This is a genomic window from Luteimonas lutimaris (assembly GCF_039537065.1).
Taxonomy (GTDB): Bacteria; Pseudomonadota; Gammaproteobacteria; order Xanthomonadales; family Xanthomonadaceae; genus Luteimonas; species Luteimonas lutimaris.
Genome location: NZ_BAAAZU010000003.1, coordinates 339,103 through 356,297 on the forward strand (window position 1 = coordinate 339,103; position 17,195 = coordinate 356,297).

Genomic DNA, 17,195 nt, shown 5'->3' on the forward strand with positions numbered 1-17,195 from the left:
TGCAGGAGCGCAACGCCATGCCCCCACCGATCCGTTGCGCCCTGGGCGCCGGCCTGCTCGCGCTTTGCGGCCTGCTGGCCGCCTGCGCGGGCAGCCCGGAGCGGCCGGTCCCCGCCGACGCGCAGGCCGCGCCGGTCCTCGAACGCGTGGTGATGCTGATGCGCCACGGCGTCCGCCCGCCGACCAAACCGCAAGTCGCGCCCGAAGGCATGGCAGACCGGGAATGGCCGACCTGGTCGACAGGATTCGGCGAGCTGACGCAGCACGGTTACGACGCGGTGCGCCTGGTCGGTGCCTGGGATCGCACGCATTGGGCGGCGCGTGGCCTGATCCCGGCCGACGGCTGCCCGTCGCCGGACACCGTGGCGGTGGCGGCCAGCGCCAAATCACGTACGCAGGACACCGCGCGTGCGCTGCTCGAAGGGCTCGCGCCGGGCTGCGGCATCGCGGTCGCGTTCCCGGCCAGCGCCGACGAGGACTTCGAGTTCCATCCGCTGGAAACCGGCTACATGCGCGTGGAGCCCGACCAGGCCGTGCATGCGGTGGCCGCGCTCGCCCCGCCAGGCGGGATGGATGCCGAGGTGCAGGCGCGCGCGGCGCTGTTCGCGCAGCTCAACCAGGCGCTGGGTTGCTGCGCACCGCCGCTGTGCAAAGCATGGGGCGTACCGGCCGGGTGCGACCTCTCGCAGATGCCGGCCGGGATCGTGCGCAACGAAGACGATCGTCCCGACGTCGGCGACCCCTTCGGGCTGGCATCGACGATCAGCCAGACCTTCCTGCTCGAGTACCTGGAAGGCATGCCGATGCAGGACGTGGCCTGGGGCCGCCTGGACCGCGACGGCATCGAGGCCCTGCTCGAGTTCCATTCGATCAAGTTTCGTTACGAAGGCCGCGCGCCGTACGTCGCCGCGCGCGCCGCCTCGCCGCTGGCCGCGCGCATGCTTGCGGCCGTCGAAGACGGCCCGCCGCTGACGGTGCTGGTGGGGCACGACACCAACATCGCCGACCTCGGCGGCCTGCTCGACCTGCACTGGACCGTGCCCGGCTACCCGCGCGACGATCCGCCGCCGGGTGGCGCGCTCGGCTTCGAGGTGCTGTCGGATGCGCGCGGTGAACGCTTCGTGCGCGCCTTCTACCGCTCGCAGACCATGGACCAGGTGCGTGAACTGCAGCCGCTGTCGGACGCCAACGCACCCGCCTACGTGTCCCTGCCGATCCCCGGCTGCGCGCAGCCCTGCCGCCTGGACGACTTCGCCGCGCTGGTGCGCGGCAAGCTGGTCGCGCCCGTGGCCGCGGCCGCGCGCTAAGCCCGCGTCAGGGGGCGACCACCTGGCCGCTGCGCAGCGACTGCGCCGCGGCCTCCGCCAGCGCCAGCGCGGCGACGCCGTCGGCGTAGCCCACCGATGCGCTGCAGCTGCCGTCGAGCATGTCGGCGAAGTGGTCCATCTCGCGCCGGTAGGCCTCGGCATAGCGGTCGAGGAAGAAATTCTGGAAGCGGTCCGCCGCGGCGCCGGCCTCGGTCCAGGCCTGCACCGTGGTCTCGGTGACATTGTCGGCGCGCAGCATGCCGGCCGAGGCGTAGGCCTCGATGCGCTGGTCGTAGCCGAAGCCGGAGCGGCGGCTGTTGGAGATCACGCACAGGCGGCCCGATGCCGTGCGCAGCAGGGTGCGCGCGGTATCGACGTCGCCGAGCCTGCCGATTTCCGGGTCCACCAGGCAGCTGCCGACGGCGAACACCGCCACCGGCTCCTCGCCCAGCAGCCAGCGCGCCATGTCGAAGTCGTGGATCGCCATGTCCTTGAACAGGCCGCCGGACACCGCGACGTAGGCCGGCGGCGGCGGGCCCGGGTCGTTGGAGGTGATCTGCAGGCTTTCCAGGGAGCCGACCTCGCCGCCGTCCAGCCGCGCCTTGAGCGCCTGGAAGTTGGGATCGAAGCGGCGGTTGAAGGCCAGCAGCAGGCGCGCGCCGGACAGCGCATCGGCCGCGGTGCGGGCACGGGCCAGGTCCTGGTCGATGGGCTTCTCGCAGAACACCGCCTTGCCGGCGGCCGCGGCGCGCACGCTGTAGTCCAGGTGCGTATCGGTGGAACTGGCGATGACCACGCCGGCCACGTCCGGATCGGCCAGGACCCCGTCGAGCGTGGCGACCCGGCTTTGCCACTCGGTGGCCAGCGCGTGCGCTGCCTCCTCGACCGGGTCGACCACGGCGGCCAGTGCCAGCCGCGGATGGCGCGCGATGTTGCGCGCGTGGATGCGGCCGATGCGGCCGGCGCCGATCAATGCGACCTTGTGCATGTTCGATTCCTTCATGGGTGGACCGGCGCGGCGGCGCGCGCGGATTGTCCGCAGGCTTCGGCCAGCGCGAGGGCGGCGATGCCGTCGTCGTAGCCGATCGCCGGCGCCGCGCGGCCGTGCACGACGTCGGCGAAGTGTTCGATCTGCGCGCGGTAGGCGTCGCGGTAGCGTTCGGGGAAGCCCGGGTGGATCGGCGCGGCGAGGGCGCCTTGCGCGGTCGTCGCCACCAGCGTGCTGGTGTGGACGTTGTCCGCGGCGAGCCGCCCGCCCGAGCAGAACGCCTCGATGCGCTGGTCGTAGCCGCAGCCGCTGCGGCGGGTGTTGGAGATCACGCACAGGCGGCCGGACGGCGTGCGCAGCAGCACGCGCGCGGTATCGACGTCGCCCAGCCGGCCGATCTCCGGATCCACCAGGCAGCTGGCCGAGGCGAACACCTCGCACGGCTCCTCGCCCAGCAGCCAGCGGGCCAGGTCCAGGTCGTGGATGGTGAAGTCCTTGAACAGCCCGCCGCTGGTGGGGATGAAGCCGGGCGGCGGCGCGGCCGGGTCGTGGTTGACGATGTGCAGGGCTTCCAGTCGGCCGACTTCGCCCGCGTCCAGGCGGCGCTTGAGCGCGAGGAAGTGCGGGTCGAAGCGGCGGTTGAAGCCGAGCAGGAAGCGCGCGTCGCGGAACAGCGGCTGCGCCTGGCGCGCCTTGGCGAGGTCCAGGTCGACGGGCTTCTCGCAGAACACCGCCTTGCCGGCGGCCACGGCCGCGCTGGCGTGCGCCAGGTGCTGGTCGGTGGTGCTGCACACCAGCACGCCGCCCACGGACGGGTCGGCCAGCGCCTGTTCCAGCCCCGCGACCCCCGCCTGCCACTGACCCGCCATCGCCTCGGCTACGCCGGGGCGGGCATCGACGACGTACTTCAGGCGCAGCCCGGGATGCCGGGCTGCGTTCGGGCCGTGGACCTGGCCCATGCGGCCGGCCCCCACCAGTGCGACATCGATACGCTGCATCTGGACCCCACCCGCACCGGAATGCAGATAGAATATTTGTTCTGTTTGGGAATGCAATAGAATTCGACGCCGGCGTACATCGCCGTGGGCGAACATGTGCACCCGTCCCATCCCCCGAACCACGCAACCCGAAGGAGTGGCCGAATGACCGAACGGACCCAGGCACCTGCGGATGCGGACGAACTTCGCGCAGCGATCCTCGACGAGTACGAGACGCTGAGCAAGCGGCTCAAGCAGATCGCGCGCTACGTGCTCGACGAGCCCAGCGCCGTGGCCCTGGAAACCGTTGCGGTGCTGGCCGAGCGCACCGGCGTGCAGCCGTCGGCGATCGTGCGCTTCGCCAAGCACTTCGGCTTCGACGGCGCCAGCCAGATGCAGCGCCTGTTCGTCGACGGCCTGCTGGGCAGCACCACGCAGGGCTACGGCGAGCGTGTGCGCGAGTTCACCCAGACCGTGGACCGCAAGGCCGTGGGCGATCCGGGGCAGGTGCTGGCGGAGTTCGTCGAAGGCAACGTGCTGGCGCTGCAGAACCTGGGCCGGGCGGTGGACCGCGACCATCTCGCGCGCGCGGTGAAGCTCATCTCGCAGGCCGAAACGGTGTACGTCGCCGGGTTCCGGCGCTCGTTCCCGGTGGCCGCCTACCTCGCCTACTCGCTGCACCAGGCCGACAAGAAGACCGTCTTCATCGACAGCGTCGGCGGCATGGCGCTGCAACAGGTCCATGCCATCGGCCCGCGCGACCTGCTGGTGGCGGTCAGCTACCACCCCTACGCCGAGGAGGCCGTGCACCTGATCGACGCGGCCGCCATCCGCGGCTGCAAGGTGCTGTCGATCAGCGACAGCATGGTCAGTCCGGTGGCCAAGCCATCGACCCTGGTGCTGCAGGTGCGCGAGGCGGAGATCCGCAAGTTCCGCTCGCTCTCGGCCTCGATGTGCCTGGCGCAGGCGCTGGTCATTTCCTACGTGTTCGCGGCCGTGCCCCCGGCGCGCGGACGGCGCAGCGGTGGCGCTGGCGGGCGGCGCACGAAGAAATGAAACGTACGTTGCTTCATATTTCAAAATAGAATATATGTTACAAAAGCGGGGGCGATAGGCGCCCGGCACAGTGGGGCATGGCCTGTATGGCAGCGAAGGAGCGGCAACTCGACCTGGTCACGATCGGCCGGTCCTGCATCGACCTCTACGGCGAGCAGGTCGGCGGCCGCCTCGAGGACATGGGGTCGTTCGCCAAGTACATCGGCGGCAGTCCCACCAATACCGCCGTGGGCGCCGCGCGCCTGGGCTTGCGGTCGGCGCTGCTGACCCGCGTGGGCGCGGACCACTTCGGCCGTTTCATCACCGAGCAACTCGCGCGCGAAGGTGTCTCGACCCGCGGCGTGCTGGAGGATCCCGAGCGGCTGACCGCGCTGGTGTTCCTCGGCATCCGCGACGCGGACACCTTCCCGCTGGTGTTCTATCGCGAGAACTGCGCCGACATGGCGCTGCAGGCCTCGGACGTGGACGAGGGCCTGCTGCGCGACGCGGGCGCGGTGCTGATCAACGGCACCCACCTGTCGCGCGACAACGTCTTCGAGGCCTCGCTGCGCGCCTGCCAGATCGCGCGCGGCAACGGTGCGCGCGTGGTCTTCGACATCGACTACCGCCCGGTGCTGTGGGGCCTGACCCGCAAGGACATGGGCGAGAACCGCTTCGTCGCCCACGACGGCGTCACCGCGCGGCTGCAGCAGGTGCTGCCGCTGTGCGACCTGGTGGTCGGGACCGAGGAGGAGGTGCACATCCTCGGCGGCAGCACCGACACGCTCGCCGCGCTGCGCGCGATCCGCGAACGCACGCCAGCGCTGCTGGTGCTCAAGCGCGGCCCGCACGGCTGCGTCGCTTTTGCCGGCGCGATTCCCGACCGCCTCGACGACGGCCTGGTCGGGGAGGGCTTCCGGGTGGACGTGTTCAACGTGCTCGGCGCCGGCGACGCGTTCATGGCCGGCTTCCTGCGCGGCTGGCTGCGAGACGAACCGCTCGAGGCGTGCTGCCGGTACGCCAACGCCTGCGGCGCGATCGTCGTCTCGCGCCACGGCTGCTCGCCGGCGATGCCGACCTGGGAGGAACTGCAGGCGTTCCTGGCATCGGATGCGCGTCCGTTCCGGCTGCGCGACGATGCCGCGCTCGAACAGCTGCACTGGGCCACCACCCGCGTTGGGCGCTGGGACGAACTGATGGTGCTGGCGATGGACCATCGCAGCCAGTTCGAGGCGCTGTGCGCGCAGGTGGGCGCCGACCCGGCGCGCATCCCGGCGTTCAAGGCGCTGGCGCTGCGCGCGGTGGACCGGGTCGCGCATGGGCAACCGGGTTTCGGCCTGCTGCTCGACGGCCGCTACGGCATGCGCGCGCTGGAGGCGGCGGCCGATTATCCGTACTGGATTGGCCGGCCGATCGAAATGCCGGGGTCGCGCCCGCTGGACTTCGAAAGCAGCGCCGACGTGGCCACCGAACTGGCCACCTGGCCGGGCAACCACGTGGTGAAGTGCCTGGCGTTCTACCACCCCGACGATCCGGACGACCTGCGCGCGCGCCAGGAGCGCCAGCTGCTGCGGCTGCAGGACGCCGCCCGCAAGACCGGCCACGAGCTGCTGGTGGAAATCATCGCCTCCAACAGCGGCGCCGTGGACGACGACACCGCGGCGCGCGCGATCCAGCGGCTCTACGACCTGGGCATGCGCCCGGACTGGTGGAAGCTCGAACCCAGCGACAGCGCTGCGGCGTGGCGCAACATCGGACGCACCATCGTCGCCAACGACGCGCACTGCCGCGGGGTGGTGCTGCTGGGCCTGTCGGCGCCGCAGGAGGACCTGGTCGCCTCGTTCCAGGTGGCCGCCGCGCAGCCGCTGGTGAAGGGGTTCGCGGTGGGACGCACCATCTTCGCCGAGGCCGCCGCGCGCTGGCTGGGCGGCGAGATCGACGACGAGACGGCAGTGGACGACCTGGCGGCCCGGTTCGGCGTACTCGTCGAGGCATGGCGCCAAGCCAGGAGTGCGAAGATCGGACACCCTGCCGCCGCGGACTGCGCCTGATGAGCGACATGGCCACGCCACGCACGATCCTGCTGACCGCCGCACAGGCCACGGTGCGCTGGCTGGCCGCGCAGCGGGTCGTCGTGGACGGCGCGCAGGTGCCGTACTTCGCCGGCGCGTGGGCGATCTTCGGCCACGGCAACGTCGCCGGCCTGGGCGAGGCGCTGCACGCGGCGGGCGACGCGCTGCCGACCTGGCGCGCGCACAACGAGCAGGCCATGGCGCACGCCGCGATCGCCTATGCCAAGCAGATGCGGCGCCGGCGCGCGATGGTCTGCACCAGTTCGATCGGGCCGGGCGCGACCAACATGGTCACCGCCGCGGCGCTGGCGCACGTCAACCGGCTGCCGGTGCTGTTCCTGCCCGGCGATGTCTACGCCGGGCGCCGGCCGGATCCGGTGCTGCAGCAGCTTGAGTCCGGCGCCGACGGCACGGCGTCGGTGAACGACTGCTTCCGCCCGGTGTCGCGCTACTTCGACCGCATCACGCGCCCGGAACAGATCCTCGATGCATTGCCGCGCGCAGTGACGGTGCTGCGCGACCCGGCGCTGTGCGGGCCGGCCACGCTGGCGTTCTGCCAGGACGTGCAGGCCGAGGCGTTCGACTTCCCGGCATCGTTCTTCGAGCCCGTGCTGTGGCCCGAGCGACGCCAGCCCGCGGACGAGGCGGCGTTGCGGGCGCTGCTCGAAGCGGTCCGCCGGTCGCAGCGCCCGCTGCTGGTCTGCGGCGGCGGCGTGGCCTACAGCGGCGCCGAGGCCGCGCTGTCCGCGCTGGCCACGGCCACGGGCCTGCCGGTCGCCGAAACGCAGGCGGGCAAGGGCACGCTGCCCTGGAACCATCCGCGCAACCTCGGTGCGATCGGCGTGACCGGCTCGACGGCGGCGAACGCCGCCGCGCAGGCGGCCGACCTGGTCGTGGGCATCGGCACGCGGCTGCAGGATTTCACCACCGGCTCGCGCAGCCTGTTCCCGCAGGCGCGGCTGTTCCAGGTCAACGTGCAACCGCTGGACGCCCACAAGCACGGCGCCACCGCGGTGGTCGGCGACGCGCGGCTGGTGCTGGAAACGCTGCGCGAAGGGCTGGGCGACTGGCGCGTGGACGAAGGCGTCGCACAGCGCGACGCCGCGGCCGTCGCGGCCTGGAACGAACAGGTCGACGCCGCGACCGCGCCCGGCGCGGCGGGCGAGGCGCCCAGCGACGCGCAGGTGCTGGGTGCGGTCCAGGCCGCCGTGGACGACGACGCCATCGTCGTCTGCGCCGCCGGCGGATTGCCGGGCGAACTGCACAAGCTCTGGCGCACCGCGTCGCCACGCGGTTACCACGTCGAATACGGCTACTCGTGCATGGGCTACGAGATCGCCGGCGCGCTGGGCGTGAAGATGGCCGAGCCGGACCGCGAGGTGGTGGTGCTGGTCGGCGACGGCAGCTACCTGATGATGAACTCCGAGCTGGCGACCTCGGTCATGCTCGGCCTGAAGCTGGTGGTCGTGGTGCTCGACAACCGTGGCTTCGGCTGCATCGACCGCCTGCAGCGCGCCACCGGCGGCGCCGGCTTCAACAACCTGCTGGCCGACGCGCGCCACGCGCGGCTGGCGCCCGTGGATTTCGCCGCGCACGCGCGCAGCCTCGGCGCGCTGGCCGAGCACGTGTCCGGCGTGGCGCAGCTGGGCGAGGCGCTGGCGCGCGCGCGCGTCGCCGACCGCAGCGCCGTGGTGGTGATCGACACCGATCCGAGCCGGACCACCGAGGCCGGTGGCTGGTGGTGGGACGTGGCCGTTCCCGAAGTGTCCGACCGCACCGAGGTCAACGTCGCGCGCCAGGCCTACGAGGCCGGCGTGCCCCTCAAACGGAACCAGCCATGAGCATCCGCTTCGGCGTCAGCCCGATCGCGTGGTCCAACGACGACATGCCCGAACTCGGCGGCGACACGCCGCTGGACGACATCCTGCGCGAGATCGCGGCGCTGGGGTTCGAGGGCGTGGAGCTGGGCGGGCGCTTCCCGCGCGAGCCCGCCGAACTGGCGGCGCTGCTCGGCGGTCACGGCCTCGACCTGATCGGCGGCTGGTACAGCGGCGCGCTGCTGGTGCGCGACGCGGACGCGGAAATCCAGGCGCTGCAGCCGCACCTGTCGCTGCTCAAGGCGCTGGGCGCCACCGCGTTCGTGTTTGCCGAAACCAGCAATGCCGTGCACGGCGAACGCGGCACGCCGCTGGCCGGCACGCCGCGGCTGCGGGACGACCAGGGGGCGCAGTTCGGCGAACGCATGACCCGCGTGGCCGACCACGTCCAGGCGCAGGGCCTCCGCTTCGCCTACCACCACCACCTGGGCACGGTGGTCGAGCGCGCCGCCGACCTTGAGGCGCTGCTGCGCAACACCGGCCCGTCGGTGGGGCTGACGCTGGATACCGGGCACGCGGCGCTGGGCGGGATCGACCCGCTGGCGGTGATCGACGCGCACCCCGGACGCATCGCGCACGTGCACTGCAAGGACGTGCGCCGGGAGGTGTTCGCCGGCATCCGAGAGCGCGGCGCGAGCTTCCTCGACGGCGTGCTCGCCGGCATGTTCACGGTGCCCGGCGACGGCGGGCTGGACTACGCCGCGGTCATGCGCGCGCTGGCGCGCATCGGCTACGCGGGCTGGATCGTCATCGAGGCCGAGCAGGATCCGGCGCTGGCCAACCCGCGCCAGTACGCCGCACTCGGCCTGCAGACGCTGAAACAGGAGGCCGCGAAAGCGGGGCTGCAATGACCTCACCGCTGCTCGTTCGTCCCCACGCACCCGATGATTCGGGCACCGTGCTGGAAGTGACGCCCGCAAGCGCGGGCTGGAAGCACGTCGGCTTCCGCGTCGCGCGCCTGATCGACGGCCAGGTGCATGCCGGCGGGGACGCCGCGCGCGAGACCTGCCTGGTGCTGGTCGCCGGCAGCGCCGACATCACCGCCGGCGGCCAGTCGTTCGAGGGCATCGGCGGGCGCGCCACGCCGTTCGAGGACAGGGCACCCGGCGCGGTCTATGTGCCCGCGGGCGTGCCCTACGCGGTGGTCGCGCGCGGCGACGTCGAACTGGCCGTGTGCACCGCCCCCGGTCGCGGCGACGGCCAGGTGCGCCAGATCGACCCGGCGCGGATGAGCCGCGAGGTGCGCGGCAGCGGCACCAACACCCGTCACGTGCGCAACATCCTGCCGCAGACCGAGGCGGCCGACAGCCTGCTGGTGGTCGAGGTGATCACGCCGGGCGGGCACTGGTCCAGCTATCCGCCGCACAAGCACGACACCGCCACCCCGGGCGAGGAAACGGCGCTGGAGGAAACCTACTACCACCGCCTGCAGCCCAGCCAGGGCTTCGCGATCCAGCGCGTGTACACCGACGACCGCTCGCTGGACGAAACCGTTTCGGTCGCCGACGGCGACGTGGTGATGGTGCCGCGCGGCTACCACCCGGTCGGCGCGCCGCACGGCTACGACCTGTACTACCTCAACGTGATGGCCGGGCCCCAGCGGCGCTGGGTCTTCCGCAACGATCCGGCGCACGAATGGATCGTGCAACCGGCGCCGGCCCCGGCACCAGACAAAAGGTAAAGCGACATGCGCAACATCGAACATTTCATCGGCGGCCGCAGCGTTGCCGGTACGTCCGGCCGCCACGGCGATGTCTTCGACCCCAACGCCGGCCGCGTGCAGGCGCGCGTCGCGCTGGCCGACGCCGCCGAGCTCGACCGCGCGGTCGCCAGCGCCGTCGACGGGCAGCGCGCGTGGGCGCAGGTCAATCCGCAGCGGCGCGCACGGGTGCTGTTCGAGTTCAAGCGCCTGCTCGAACGCGACATGGACACGCTGGCCCGCCTGCTGTCGAGCGAACACGGCAAGGTGCTCTCCGATGCGCGCGGCGACCTGCAGCGCGGGCTCGAGGTGATCGAGTTTTCCTGCGGCATCCCGCATCTGCTCAAGGGCGAGTACACGCAGGGCGCAGGTCCGGGCATCGACGTGTTTTCGGCGCGCCAGCCGCTGGGCGTGGTGGCGGGCATCACGCCGTTCAATTTCCCGGCGATGATCCCGATGTGGATGTTCGGCCCGGCGATCGCCAGCGGCAACGCCTTCATCCTCAAGCCGTCCGAGCGCGATCCTTCGGTGCCGGTGCGGCTGGCCGAGCTGATGCTCGAGGCGGGGCTGCCCGAGGGCGTGCTCAACGTGGTGCACGGCGACAAGGACGTGGTCGAGGCGATCCTCGCCCATCCGCTGATCAAGGCGGTGAGCTTCGTCGGCTCCTCCGACATCGCACAGCAGGTCTACGCGCGCGGCGCGGCGCACGGCAAGCGCATGCAGTGCATGGGCGGGGCCAAGAACCACGGCATCGTGCTGCCGGACGCCGACATCGACCACGTCATCTCCGACCTGATGGGCGCGGCCTACGGCTCGGCCGGCGAGCGCTGCATGGCCCTGCCGGTGGTGGTGCCGGTGGGCGAGGAGACCGCGGAGCGGCTGCGCGCGCGCCTGGTCGAGGCAATCGCCGGGCTGCGCGTGGGCACGTCCTTCGACGCCGACGCCCACTACGGGCCGGTGGTGACCGCCGCGCACAAGGCGCGGATCGAGGGTTACATCCAGGCCGGCGTCGACGAGGGCGCCGAGCTGGTGGTCGACGGCCGCGGCTTCACGATGCCCGGGCACGAGCAAGGCTTCTTCCTCAAGCCGTGCCTGTTCGACCGCGTCACCCCGGACATGCGCACCTATCGCGAGGAGATCTTCGGGCCGGTGCTGCAGATCGTGCGCGCCGACAGCTTCGAGCAGGCGCTGGAACTGCCCAGCCGCCACCAGTACGGCAACGGCGTCACCATCTTCACCCGCAACGGCGACGCCGCGCGCGAGTTCGCCGAGCGCGTCGAGGTCGGCATGGTCGGGATCAACGTGCCGATCCCGGTGCCGGTGGCCTACCACGGCTTCGGCGGCTGGAAGCGCTCGGGCTTCGGCGACCTCAACCAGTACGGGATGGACGGGGTGCGCTTCTACACCCGCACCAAGATCGTGACCCAGCGATGGCCGCGCGGCGGCGCGTCGGCGCACGACTTCACCATGCCGACGATGCAATGAGCGGCGGCGCCGGGGGAGGGACGGGCATGCGCAACGCGATTGCAAGGTTCTTCGCCACCGGCGCGGATTGCGAGCCGATCGGCGACCGCGGCGAGATCGACCGCCTGTTCCGCCGCCATCGCCTGCGCGTGATGCTGGCCATCACCCTGGGCTACGGATTGATCTACACGTGCCGGCTGGCGCTGGGCGTGGTCAAGAAGCCGCTGATCGATGCCGGCGTGTTCTCGCCCAACGACCTGGGCCTGATCGGCTCGGCGCTGTTCTATACCTACGCGCTGGGCAAGCTGACCAACGGCTTCCTTGCCGACCACGCCAACATGAAGCGCTTCCTCGCGTTCGCCTTCATGATGACCGCGCTGTGCAACCTGGCGATGGGCTTCGCCACGGCGCTGTGGCTGGCGGTCGTGCTGTGGGGATTGAACGGCTGGTTCCAGAGTTTCGGCGCGCCGGGCGGGGTGGTCGCGATGACCGGCTGGTTCTCCAACCGCGAGCGCGGCCGCATCTACGGCGTGTGGAGCACCGCACACTCAATCGGCGAGGGCCTGACGTTCCTGGGCGTGGGCCTGGTGGTGAGCGTGCTGGGCTGGCGCTGGGGGTTCTGGGCGCCGGGGCTGGTCGGCATCGCCACCGCACTGGGTTGCTACCTGCTGATCCAGGACCGGCCGCGCACGCTCGGCCTGCCCGAGGTGGCCGACTGGAAGGACGACCATTACGACACCGCGCCCAAGGCCGGCATGAAGTCCGTGCTCGCGCTGCAGCTGTCGATCCTGAAGATCCCGGCGATCTGGGTCCTGTGCCTAGCCAGCGCCACCACCTACGTCACCCGTTACGCGATCAACTCCTGGGGCATCCTCTACCTGCAGGAAGCGCGTGGCTTCTCGCTGCCGGCCGCCGGCACGCTGCTGATGACCAGCACGCTGGCGGGCATCGCCGGGGCGATCGCGTTCGGGTTCGTTTCCGACAAGCTCTTCAACGCGCGGCGCCCGCCGGCCAACCTGCTGTTCGGCCTGATCGAACTGGCCGGCCTGGGCCTGTTCTTCTTCGGCCCGCAGACGATGCCCGTGCTGCTGCTGTCGATGGTGCTGTTCGGTATGGGCCTGACCGGCCTGGTCACCTCGCTGGGCGGGCTGTTCGCGGTCGACATCGCGCCCAAGCGCGTGGCCGGCGCGGCGATGGGCGTGATCGGCATCTTCAGCTACATCGGTGCGGCGATCCAGGAGCAGGTGTCGGGCGCGCTCATCCAGGGCGGTATGCGCATGGTCGACGGCGTGCGGGTGTACGACTTCGGCCCGGCGATCTGGTTCTGGATCGGATCGTCGGTGCTGTCGCTGCTGCTGGCCAGCAGCCTGTGGCACACGCGCCTGCGCGATTGATTTCGATGGACAGGAGCCGGACGTGTTGAATGCTTCCCCAGACCTGGTGGTGATGATGCAGGCCGCGCGCGCGGCCGGCGACGGGCTGAAGGCGCATTTCGCCCGCCTGCCGGAGATCACCGTGCGCAGCAAGAGCGGACCGGCCGACCTGGTGTCGATCGCCGACGAGGAGGCCGAGCGTACGATCCGCCAGTTGCTGTCCGCGGCGCGGCCGGACTATGGCTTCCTCGGCGAGGAAAGTGGCGCATTCGAAGGCAGCGACGACGGCCACACCTGGATCGTCGACCCGCTCGACGGCACCACCAACTTCCTGTTCGGATGCCCGCTGTGGGGCGTCAACGTCGCGCTGGCCCGCAACGGCCGCATCGTGGCCGGCGTCACCCACCTGCCGATCCTCGACGAGTTCTACGTCGCCGAGCTTGGCGGCGGCGCCTGGTGCAACGGCCGGCGCATCCACGTCTCCACGCGCGGACGGCTGATCGAGGCGGTGCTCGCCTGCGGCATCCCGTTCGCCGGCAAGCCCGACCATCCGCTGTTCGCGCGCGAGATGGCCCTGCTCAGCGAAGCCACCGCCGGCATCCGCCGCACCGGCGCCTGTTCGGTGGACATGGCCTGGGTGGCCGCCGGGCGCTGGGACGCCTACTGGGAGCGCGCGCTGATGGCGTGGGACATGGCGCCGGGCGTGATCCTGGTGCAGGAGGCCGGCGGCGACGCCAGCGCCGTCGACGGCGGGCCGCTGGATCTGCATGGCGGCACCGTGTGCGTGTCGAATGGCGCGATCCGGGAGCCGCTGATGGACGTGCTCAACCGCGTGCTTGCCGAGGGAGGGGCTTGACCATGCGCAGGCGCGTCTTCCTCAGGACCGGCGGGTGGATGGCGCTGCTGGCCGCGATGCCGCGCGCGTTCGCGCGCGCGGTGGGTTATCCGCGCGCGCTGCAGGGGCCGATGATCGGCGCGCCCGGGCCCAACCACTTCACGGTCTGGACGCGCGCCAGCGGCCTGTTCGACGTGACCCTGGAATACTCCACCGACCGCGACTTCGCCACCGTGATCGAAGGGCCGACGGCAACGGCGACCGCGGACGCTGAAGGCTGCGTGGTCCTGCGCGCCGAAGGCCTGCAGCCGGATACCGACTACTGGTACCGGCTGCGCTACGCCGGCGAGCACGACCGCCACCAGCCGCTGCCGCACCGCACCCGCACCGCGCCCGCGGGGCCGGCGGACTTCCGGGTCGCGTTCGGCTCCTGCTGCCGGATCCAGTTCGACCAGGAGCAGCGGATCTGGAACGCGGTGCGCGCGCTGGGGCCGGACATGTTCCTGTGGCTGGGTGACAACATCTACGCCGACAGCGACCAGGCGAACGCGCTGGTCGACCTGTACGCGCGCGGCCGCACGGTCGAGCGGCTCGAGCCGCTGCTGCGCTCGGTGCCGCAGCTGGCCACCTGGGACGACCACGATTTCGGCTACAACGATTCGGACGGACGCAGCACGTCCAAGGCGCAGTCGCTGCGCGTGTTCCGCAGCTTCTGGGCCAATCCGGCGTATGGCGAGCGCGACAATCCCGGTGTCTATTTCCGCCAGCACTACGGCGGGGTCGATTTCTTCGTCCTCGACGGCCGCTACTACCGCGATCCCACCGACCAGGTCGACGATGCCGGCAAGACCATGCTCGGCGCCGCGCAGAAGGCCTGGCTCAAGCGCGAACTCAAGGCCAGCACCGCGCCGTTCAAGGTGCTGGCGATCGGCGGCGGCTGGTCGTGCGCGGAGAACGAGGAAGGCGGCGATTCCTGGGCCGTGTACCTGACCGAGCGCACCGAGATCTTCGACTTCATCCGCGACGAGGGCATCGGCGGGGTGGTCTGCATCTCGGGCGACTCGCACATGGGCGAGCTCAACTGCATCCCTCGCTCGCAGCAGGGCGGCTACGACATCTACGATTTCTGTTCTTCGCCGCTGGCGCAGATGCCCGCCGCCAAGAACACCCGCCAGGTGCCCGAGGTGCGCGTGCGCGACACGTGGACGCGTTCGGTGAACGTCGGGCTGATGCGCTTCGACCTGACCGGCGACACGCCGCGGCTGACCTGCACCCTGCACGACGTGATGGGCGAGCCGGTGTGGGAACCGCTGGTGCTCACCCCCGACGACCTGCGCAACGGCGCGCGCACCTGGGACAGCAAGTCCGACCCGGTGGAGCTCGAGCGCCTGGAGCGCTTCCGCCAGGGCGGCGGCTATTACGGGTTCGACCCGCCGCAGGGCTGGCCTAGCCGCCCACACTACGACGGATCGTCAGACTGACCACGCCCGGCGTGCGCCGCCTGCGGGTCTCGACTTCCCCGACCGCGCCGTCGGCGCGGGTGCCGTCGTACTTCTCGCGACGCTCGGAGAAGCTGCGTCCGAACAGGTCGGTGGCTTCCGCGCGCAGCCGCCAGTGTTCGCCGATGCGGCGCTCGGCGAACAGCGTCCAGCCGACGGCCTCGGATTCGCGGGTGATGCGATCGTAGCGGTACTTGGTCTGGCGCTCGCCGATATGCTCCACCAGCACGCCCCAGTTCGCGCGCAGCGCGGGCAGCTCCTGGGAGAATTCAATCTCGCCCTCGACCGGTTCTTCGTCGGAGATGCCGCGGCCACGGCCGGTGACCGGATCGGTCACGCGGCTGGCGCGCCACAGCAGGGTGGAACGGATGCGGCCGCCGGCGATGCCCCAGGCGTCGAGCGGTGCGGCCAGTTCCAGCGACAGCGTGTTGCGGCGACCGCGGCCGATGTTGCCCGGCGCGTCGAACACGTCGTCGTCGGTGACCACCAGCACCCGGTCCACCGCGTCCTCGATCCGGTCGTGCGTCCAGCCCAGGGTCAGCGCCGCGTCCTCGCCAAAGCGGTGCTCCCAGGACAGCGTGGCGCGCCAGGTCTTGTCCGGCTCCAGTTCGGCGTTGCCGGCGCTGACCACACCGCCGTCGAGCGAGGCCGAGGCGACGAAGTCGTTGAAGTCCAGCTGCCCGACCTCGCGCGAGAGCGAGAGGCGCCACTGGTCCGATTTACCCGCGTCCCAGCGCAGCGCGAGTCGCGGCTTGGCATAGGTGAAGCCGCGCTGCAGCGGGCTGTCGCCGGACTGCGCGATCTCCGAGCGTTCGACCCGCAGGCCCGGTTCGATCGTCCAGTCCTGCGCGGGGTTCCAGGTGGCGCCGAGCGTGGCTTCGCCGCGCCGCTCGCGGATCCGAACGTCCGAACCGGGCAGCGGAACGTCGACGCCGCCCTCCTGCACGCGGCTGTCGCCGTCGAGGGCGTTGTAGGCGCCTTCGAGCGCCGCATTGAACGACAGCACGTCCGAGCGCGCATGGGTCAGCGCGATCCGCGCGATCGTCTCGCCGCTGCCGGTATCGCCCTCGAAGCGCTCGTCGTCGTCGCCGGCCTGCGAGTGCTCGCGTTCCTCGAGCCAGCCGCGCTGCACGCTGGCCATGGCCTCGAGCGTGGTGCGGCCCCGGAACTGGCGCACGAAGCGCATGCCGACCTCGGCCTCGCGGTAGCGCTCGCGCTCGCCGATGCGTTCGGCATCGTCGACGGCCGAGGCGCCGATGCGTGTGGTGGTGCGCGCATCCTCGCCGCGCAGCGCGCCGGTCAGCGACAGGCGACCGGATGCGAGCGGCTGGCGCCAGCTCACCGCGGCTTCCTGCTCGCCCTCGATGGTGCGCATGTCCAGCGACCGGCGCCACGTGTCCGCACCCTCCCGGGTGCGGATGCTGCCGTGGCTGGTGTCGTCGTCGATCTCGCGGACCGACTTGAGCGACACGTCCAGTGCGGTGTCGCCGCGGCGGCGGCCGTACTCGAACTTGGCCCGCGGTTCCGGCGCACCGCCGTCGGTGGCGGCGGAGAACCCGGTTTCGACCGCCCACTCGGTGCTCGCGTCGTCGCGGCGGACCACGTTGGCCAGCACCGCGTAGCCGCCCATGTCGATGCCGGGCATGCCGGCGTGGATGAGTTCGATGCGCGCCACCGCGCGCGCCGGGATGCGCTTGAGCAGCGCGGCGGTATCCTCGCGCTTGCTGGTCGGGCGCGCGCCGTCGAACAGCACGTTGCCGGTGGCACCGGCATAGCCGCGCACGTCGGCGTCGGACTCGACGATGGTGAAGCCGGGCAGCCGCAGCACCATGTCGTAGGCGTTGGCCGGTGCGACGTCGTCGAAGTAGTCGGCGGCGTAGACCGTGCGCGAACGCGAGTCGCCTGCCGATTGCGCATGCGCGGCGGCGGGGAGGCAGGCGCCGGCGGCGAGCAGGCAGGCGTACAACAGCGCGTGGTGGTGTTCCCGCCGCATGGTCATGTCTGGTTCCCCGGAAGTCGCTGCAAGGCTAGACTCGACGCGCTGACAGCACGGCCACGGTCGCTGTCAG

At 71.4% G+C, this 17,195-nt stretch carries 13 protein-coding genes; 10 read left to right on the plus strand and 3 right to left on the minus strand.

What is annotated here, in order from left to right:
- Window positions 1-17: 17 nt before the first annotated feature.
- Window positions 18-1,307: a histidine-type phosphatase gene (locus ABD679_RS03580; RefSeq protein WP_344758560.1), complete on the plus strand. Its 1,290-nt coding sequence runs from the start codon at window positions 18-20 to the stop codon at window positions 1,305-1,307.
- 7 nt (window positions 1,308-1,314) lie between these two features.
- On the opposite strand, the gene iolG is transcribed toward ABD679_RS03580, so the two are convergent.
- Together iolG and ABD679_RS03590 are read right to left on the minus strand one after the other, a co-directional pair.
- The gene (gene iolG, locus ABD679_RS03585) at window positions 1,315-2,295 is read right to left on the minus strand and encodes an inositol 2-dehydrogenase (protein WP_344758561.1); all 981 of its coding nucleotides are present in this window, start codon (window positions 2,293-2,295) and stop codon (window positions 1,315-1,317) included.
- Between the two features lie 11 nt (window positions 2,296-2,306).
- A complete protein-coding gene (locus ABD679_RS03590) occupies window positions 2,307-3,293 on the minus strand; it encodes a Gfo/Idh/MocA family protein (RefSeq protein WP_344758562.1) in 987 nt (328 codons plus the stop codon).
- A gap of 144 nt (window positions 3,294-3,437) precedes the next feature.
- On the opposite strand from ABD679_RS03590, the gene ABD679_RS03595 reads away from it, so the two are divergent.
- The 9 genes from ABD679_RS03595 (at window position 3,438) to ABD679_RS03635 (ending at window position 15,108) form a co-directional block, all read left to right on the plus strand.
- A complete protein-coding gene (locus ABD679_RS03595) occupies window positions 3,438-4,328 on the plus strand; it encodes a MurR/RpiR family transcriptional regulator (protein WP_344758563.1) in 891 nt (296 codons plus the stop codon).
- 77 nt (window positions 4,329-4,405) lie between these two features.
- The gene (locus ABD679_RS03600) at window positions 4,406-6,358 is read left to right on the plus strand and encodes a bifunctional 5-dehydro-2-deoxygluconokinase/5-dehydro-2-deoxyphosphogluconate aldolase (RefSeq protein ID WP_344758564.1); all 1,953 of its coding nucleotides are present in this window, start codon (window positions 4,406-4,408) and stop codon (window positions 6,356-6,358) included.
- Entirely contained in the window at window positions 6,358-8,220 is a 1,863-nt protein-coding gene (gene iolD, locus ABD679_RS03605) for a 3D-(3,5/4)-trihydroxycyclohexane-1,2-dione acylhydrolase (decyclizing) (protein ID WP_344758565.1), read from the plus strand. Before ABD679_RS03600 ends, iolD begins: the two co-directional genes overlap by 1 nt.
- On the plus strand, window positions 8,217-9,107 hold the full coding sequence (gene iolE / locus ABD679_RS03610; RefSeq protein WP_344758566.1) for a myo-inosose-2 dehydratase: 891 nt from the start codon (window positions 8,217-8,219) through the stop codon (window positions 9,105-9,107). The genes iolD and iolE overlap by 4 nt, the downstream gene beginning before the upstream one ends.
- Entirely contained in the window at window positions 9,104-9,937 is an 834-nt protein-coding gene (gene iolB, locus ABD679_RS03615; RefSeq protein WP_344758567.1) for a 5-deoxy-glucuronate isomerase, read from the plus strand. The genes iolE and iolB overlap by 4 nt, the downstream gene beginning before the upstream one ends.
- Window positions 9,938-9,943: 6 nt before the next feature.
- The gene (locus ABD679_RS03620) at window positions 9,944-11,440 is read left to right on the plus strand and encodes a CoA-acylating methylmalonate-semialdehyde dehydrogenase (RefSeq protein WP_344758568.1); all 1,497 of its coding nucleotides are present in this window, start codon (window positions 9,944-9,946) and stop codon (window positions 11,438-11,440) included.
- 26 nt (window positions 11,441-11,466) lie between these two features.
- Complete coding sequence (locus ABD679_RS03625) at window positions 11,467-12,813, plus strand: MFS transporter (RefSeq protein WP_344758569.1); 1,347 nt, start codon at window positions 11,467-11,469, stop codon at window positions 12,811-12,813.
- A 25-nt stretch (window positions 12,814-12,838) separates the two neighbouring features.
- Window positions 12,839-13,648 carry an inositol monophosphatase family protein gene (locus ABD679_RS03630; protein ID WP_344758570.1) on the plus strand — a complete coding sequence of 270 codons (810 nt, stop codon included), beginning with the start codon at window positions 12,839-12,841 and terminating at the stop codon, window positions 13,646-13,648.
- Between the two features lie 2 nt (window positions 13,649-13,650).
- Window positions 13,651-15,108 carry an alkaline phosphatase D family protein gene (locus ABD679_RS03635; protein ID WP_344758571.1) on the plus strand — a complete coding sequence of 486 codons (1,458 nt, stop codon included), beginning with the start codon at window positions 13,651-13,653 and terminating at the stop codon, window positions 15,106-15,108.
- Here the strand turns inward: ABD679_RS03635 and ABD679_RS03640 are convergent.
- Window positions 15,074-17,125 carry a TonB-dependent receptor plug domain-containing protein gene (locus tag ABD679_RS03640; protein WP_344758572.1) on the minus strand — a complete coding sequence of 684 codons (2,052 nt, stop codon included), beginning with the start codon at window positions 17,123-17,125 and terminating at the stop codon, window positions 15,074-15,076. The genes ABD679_RS03635 and ABD679_RS03640 overlap by 35 nt on opposite strands.
- Between the last annotated feature and the right edge of the window lie 70 nt (window positions 17,126-17,195).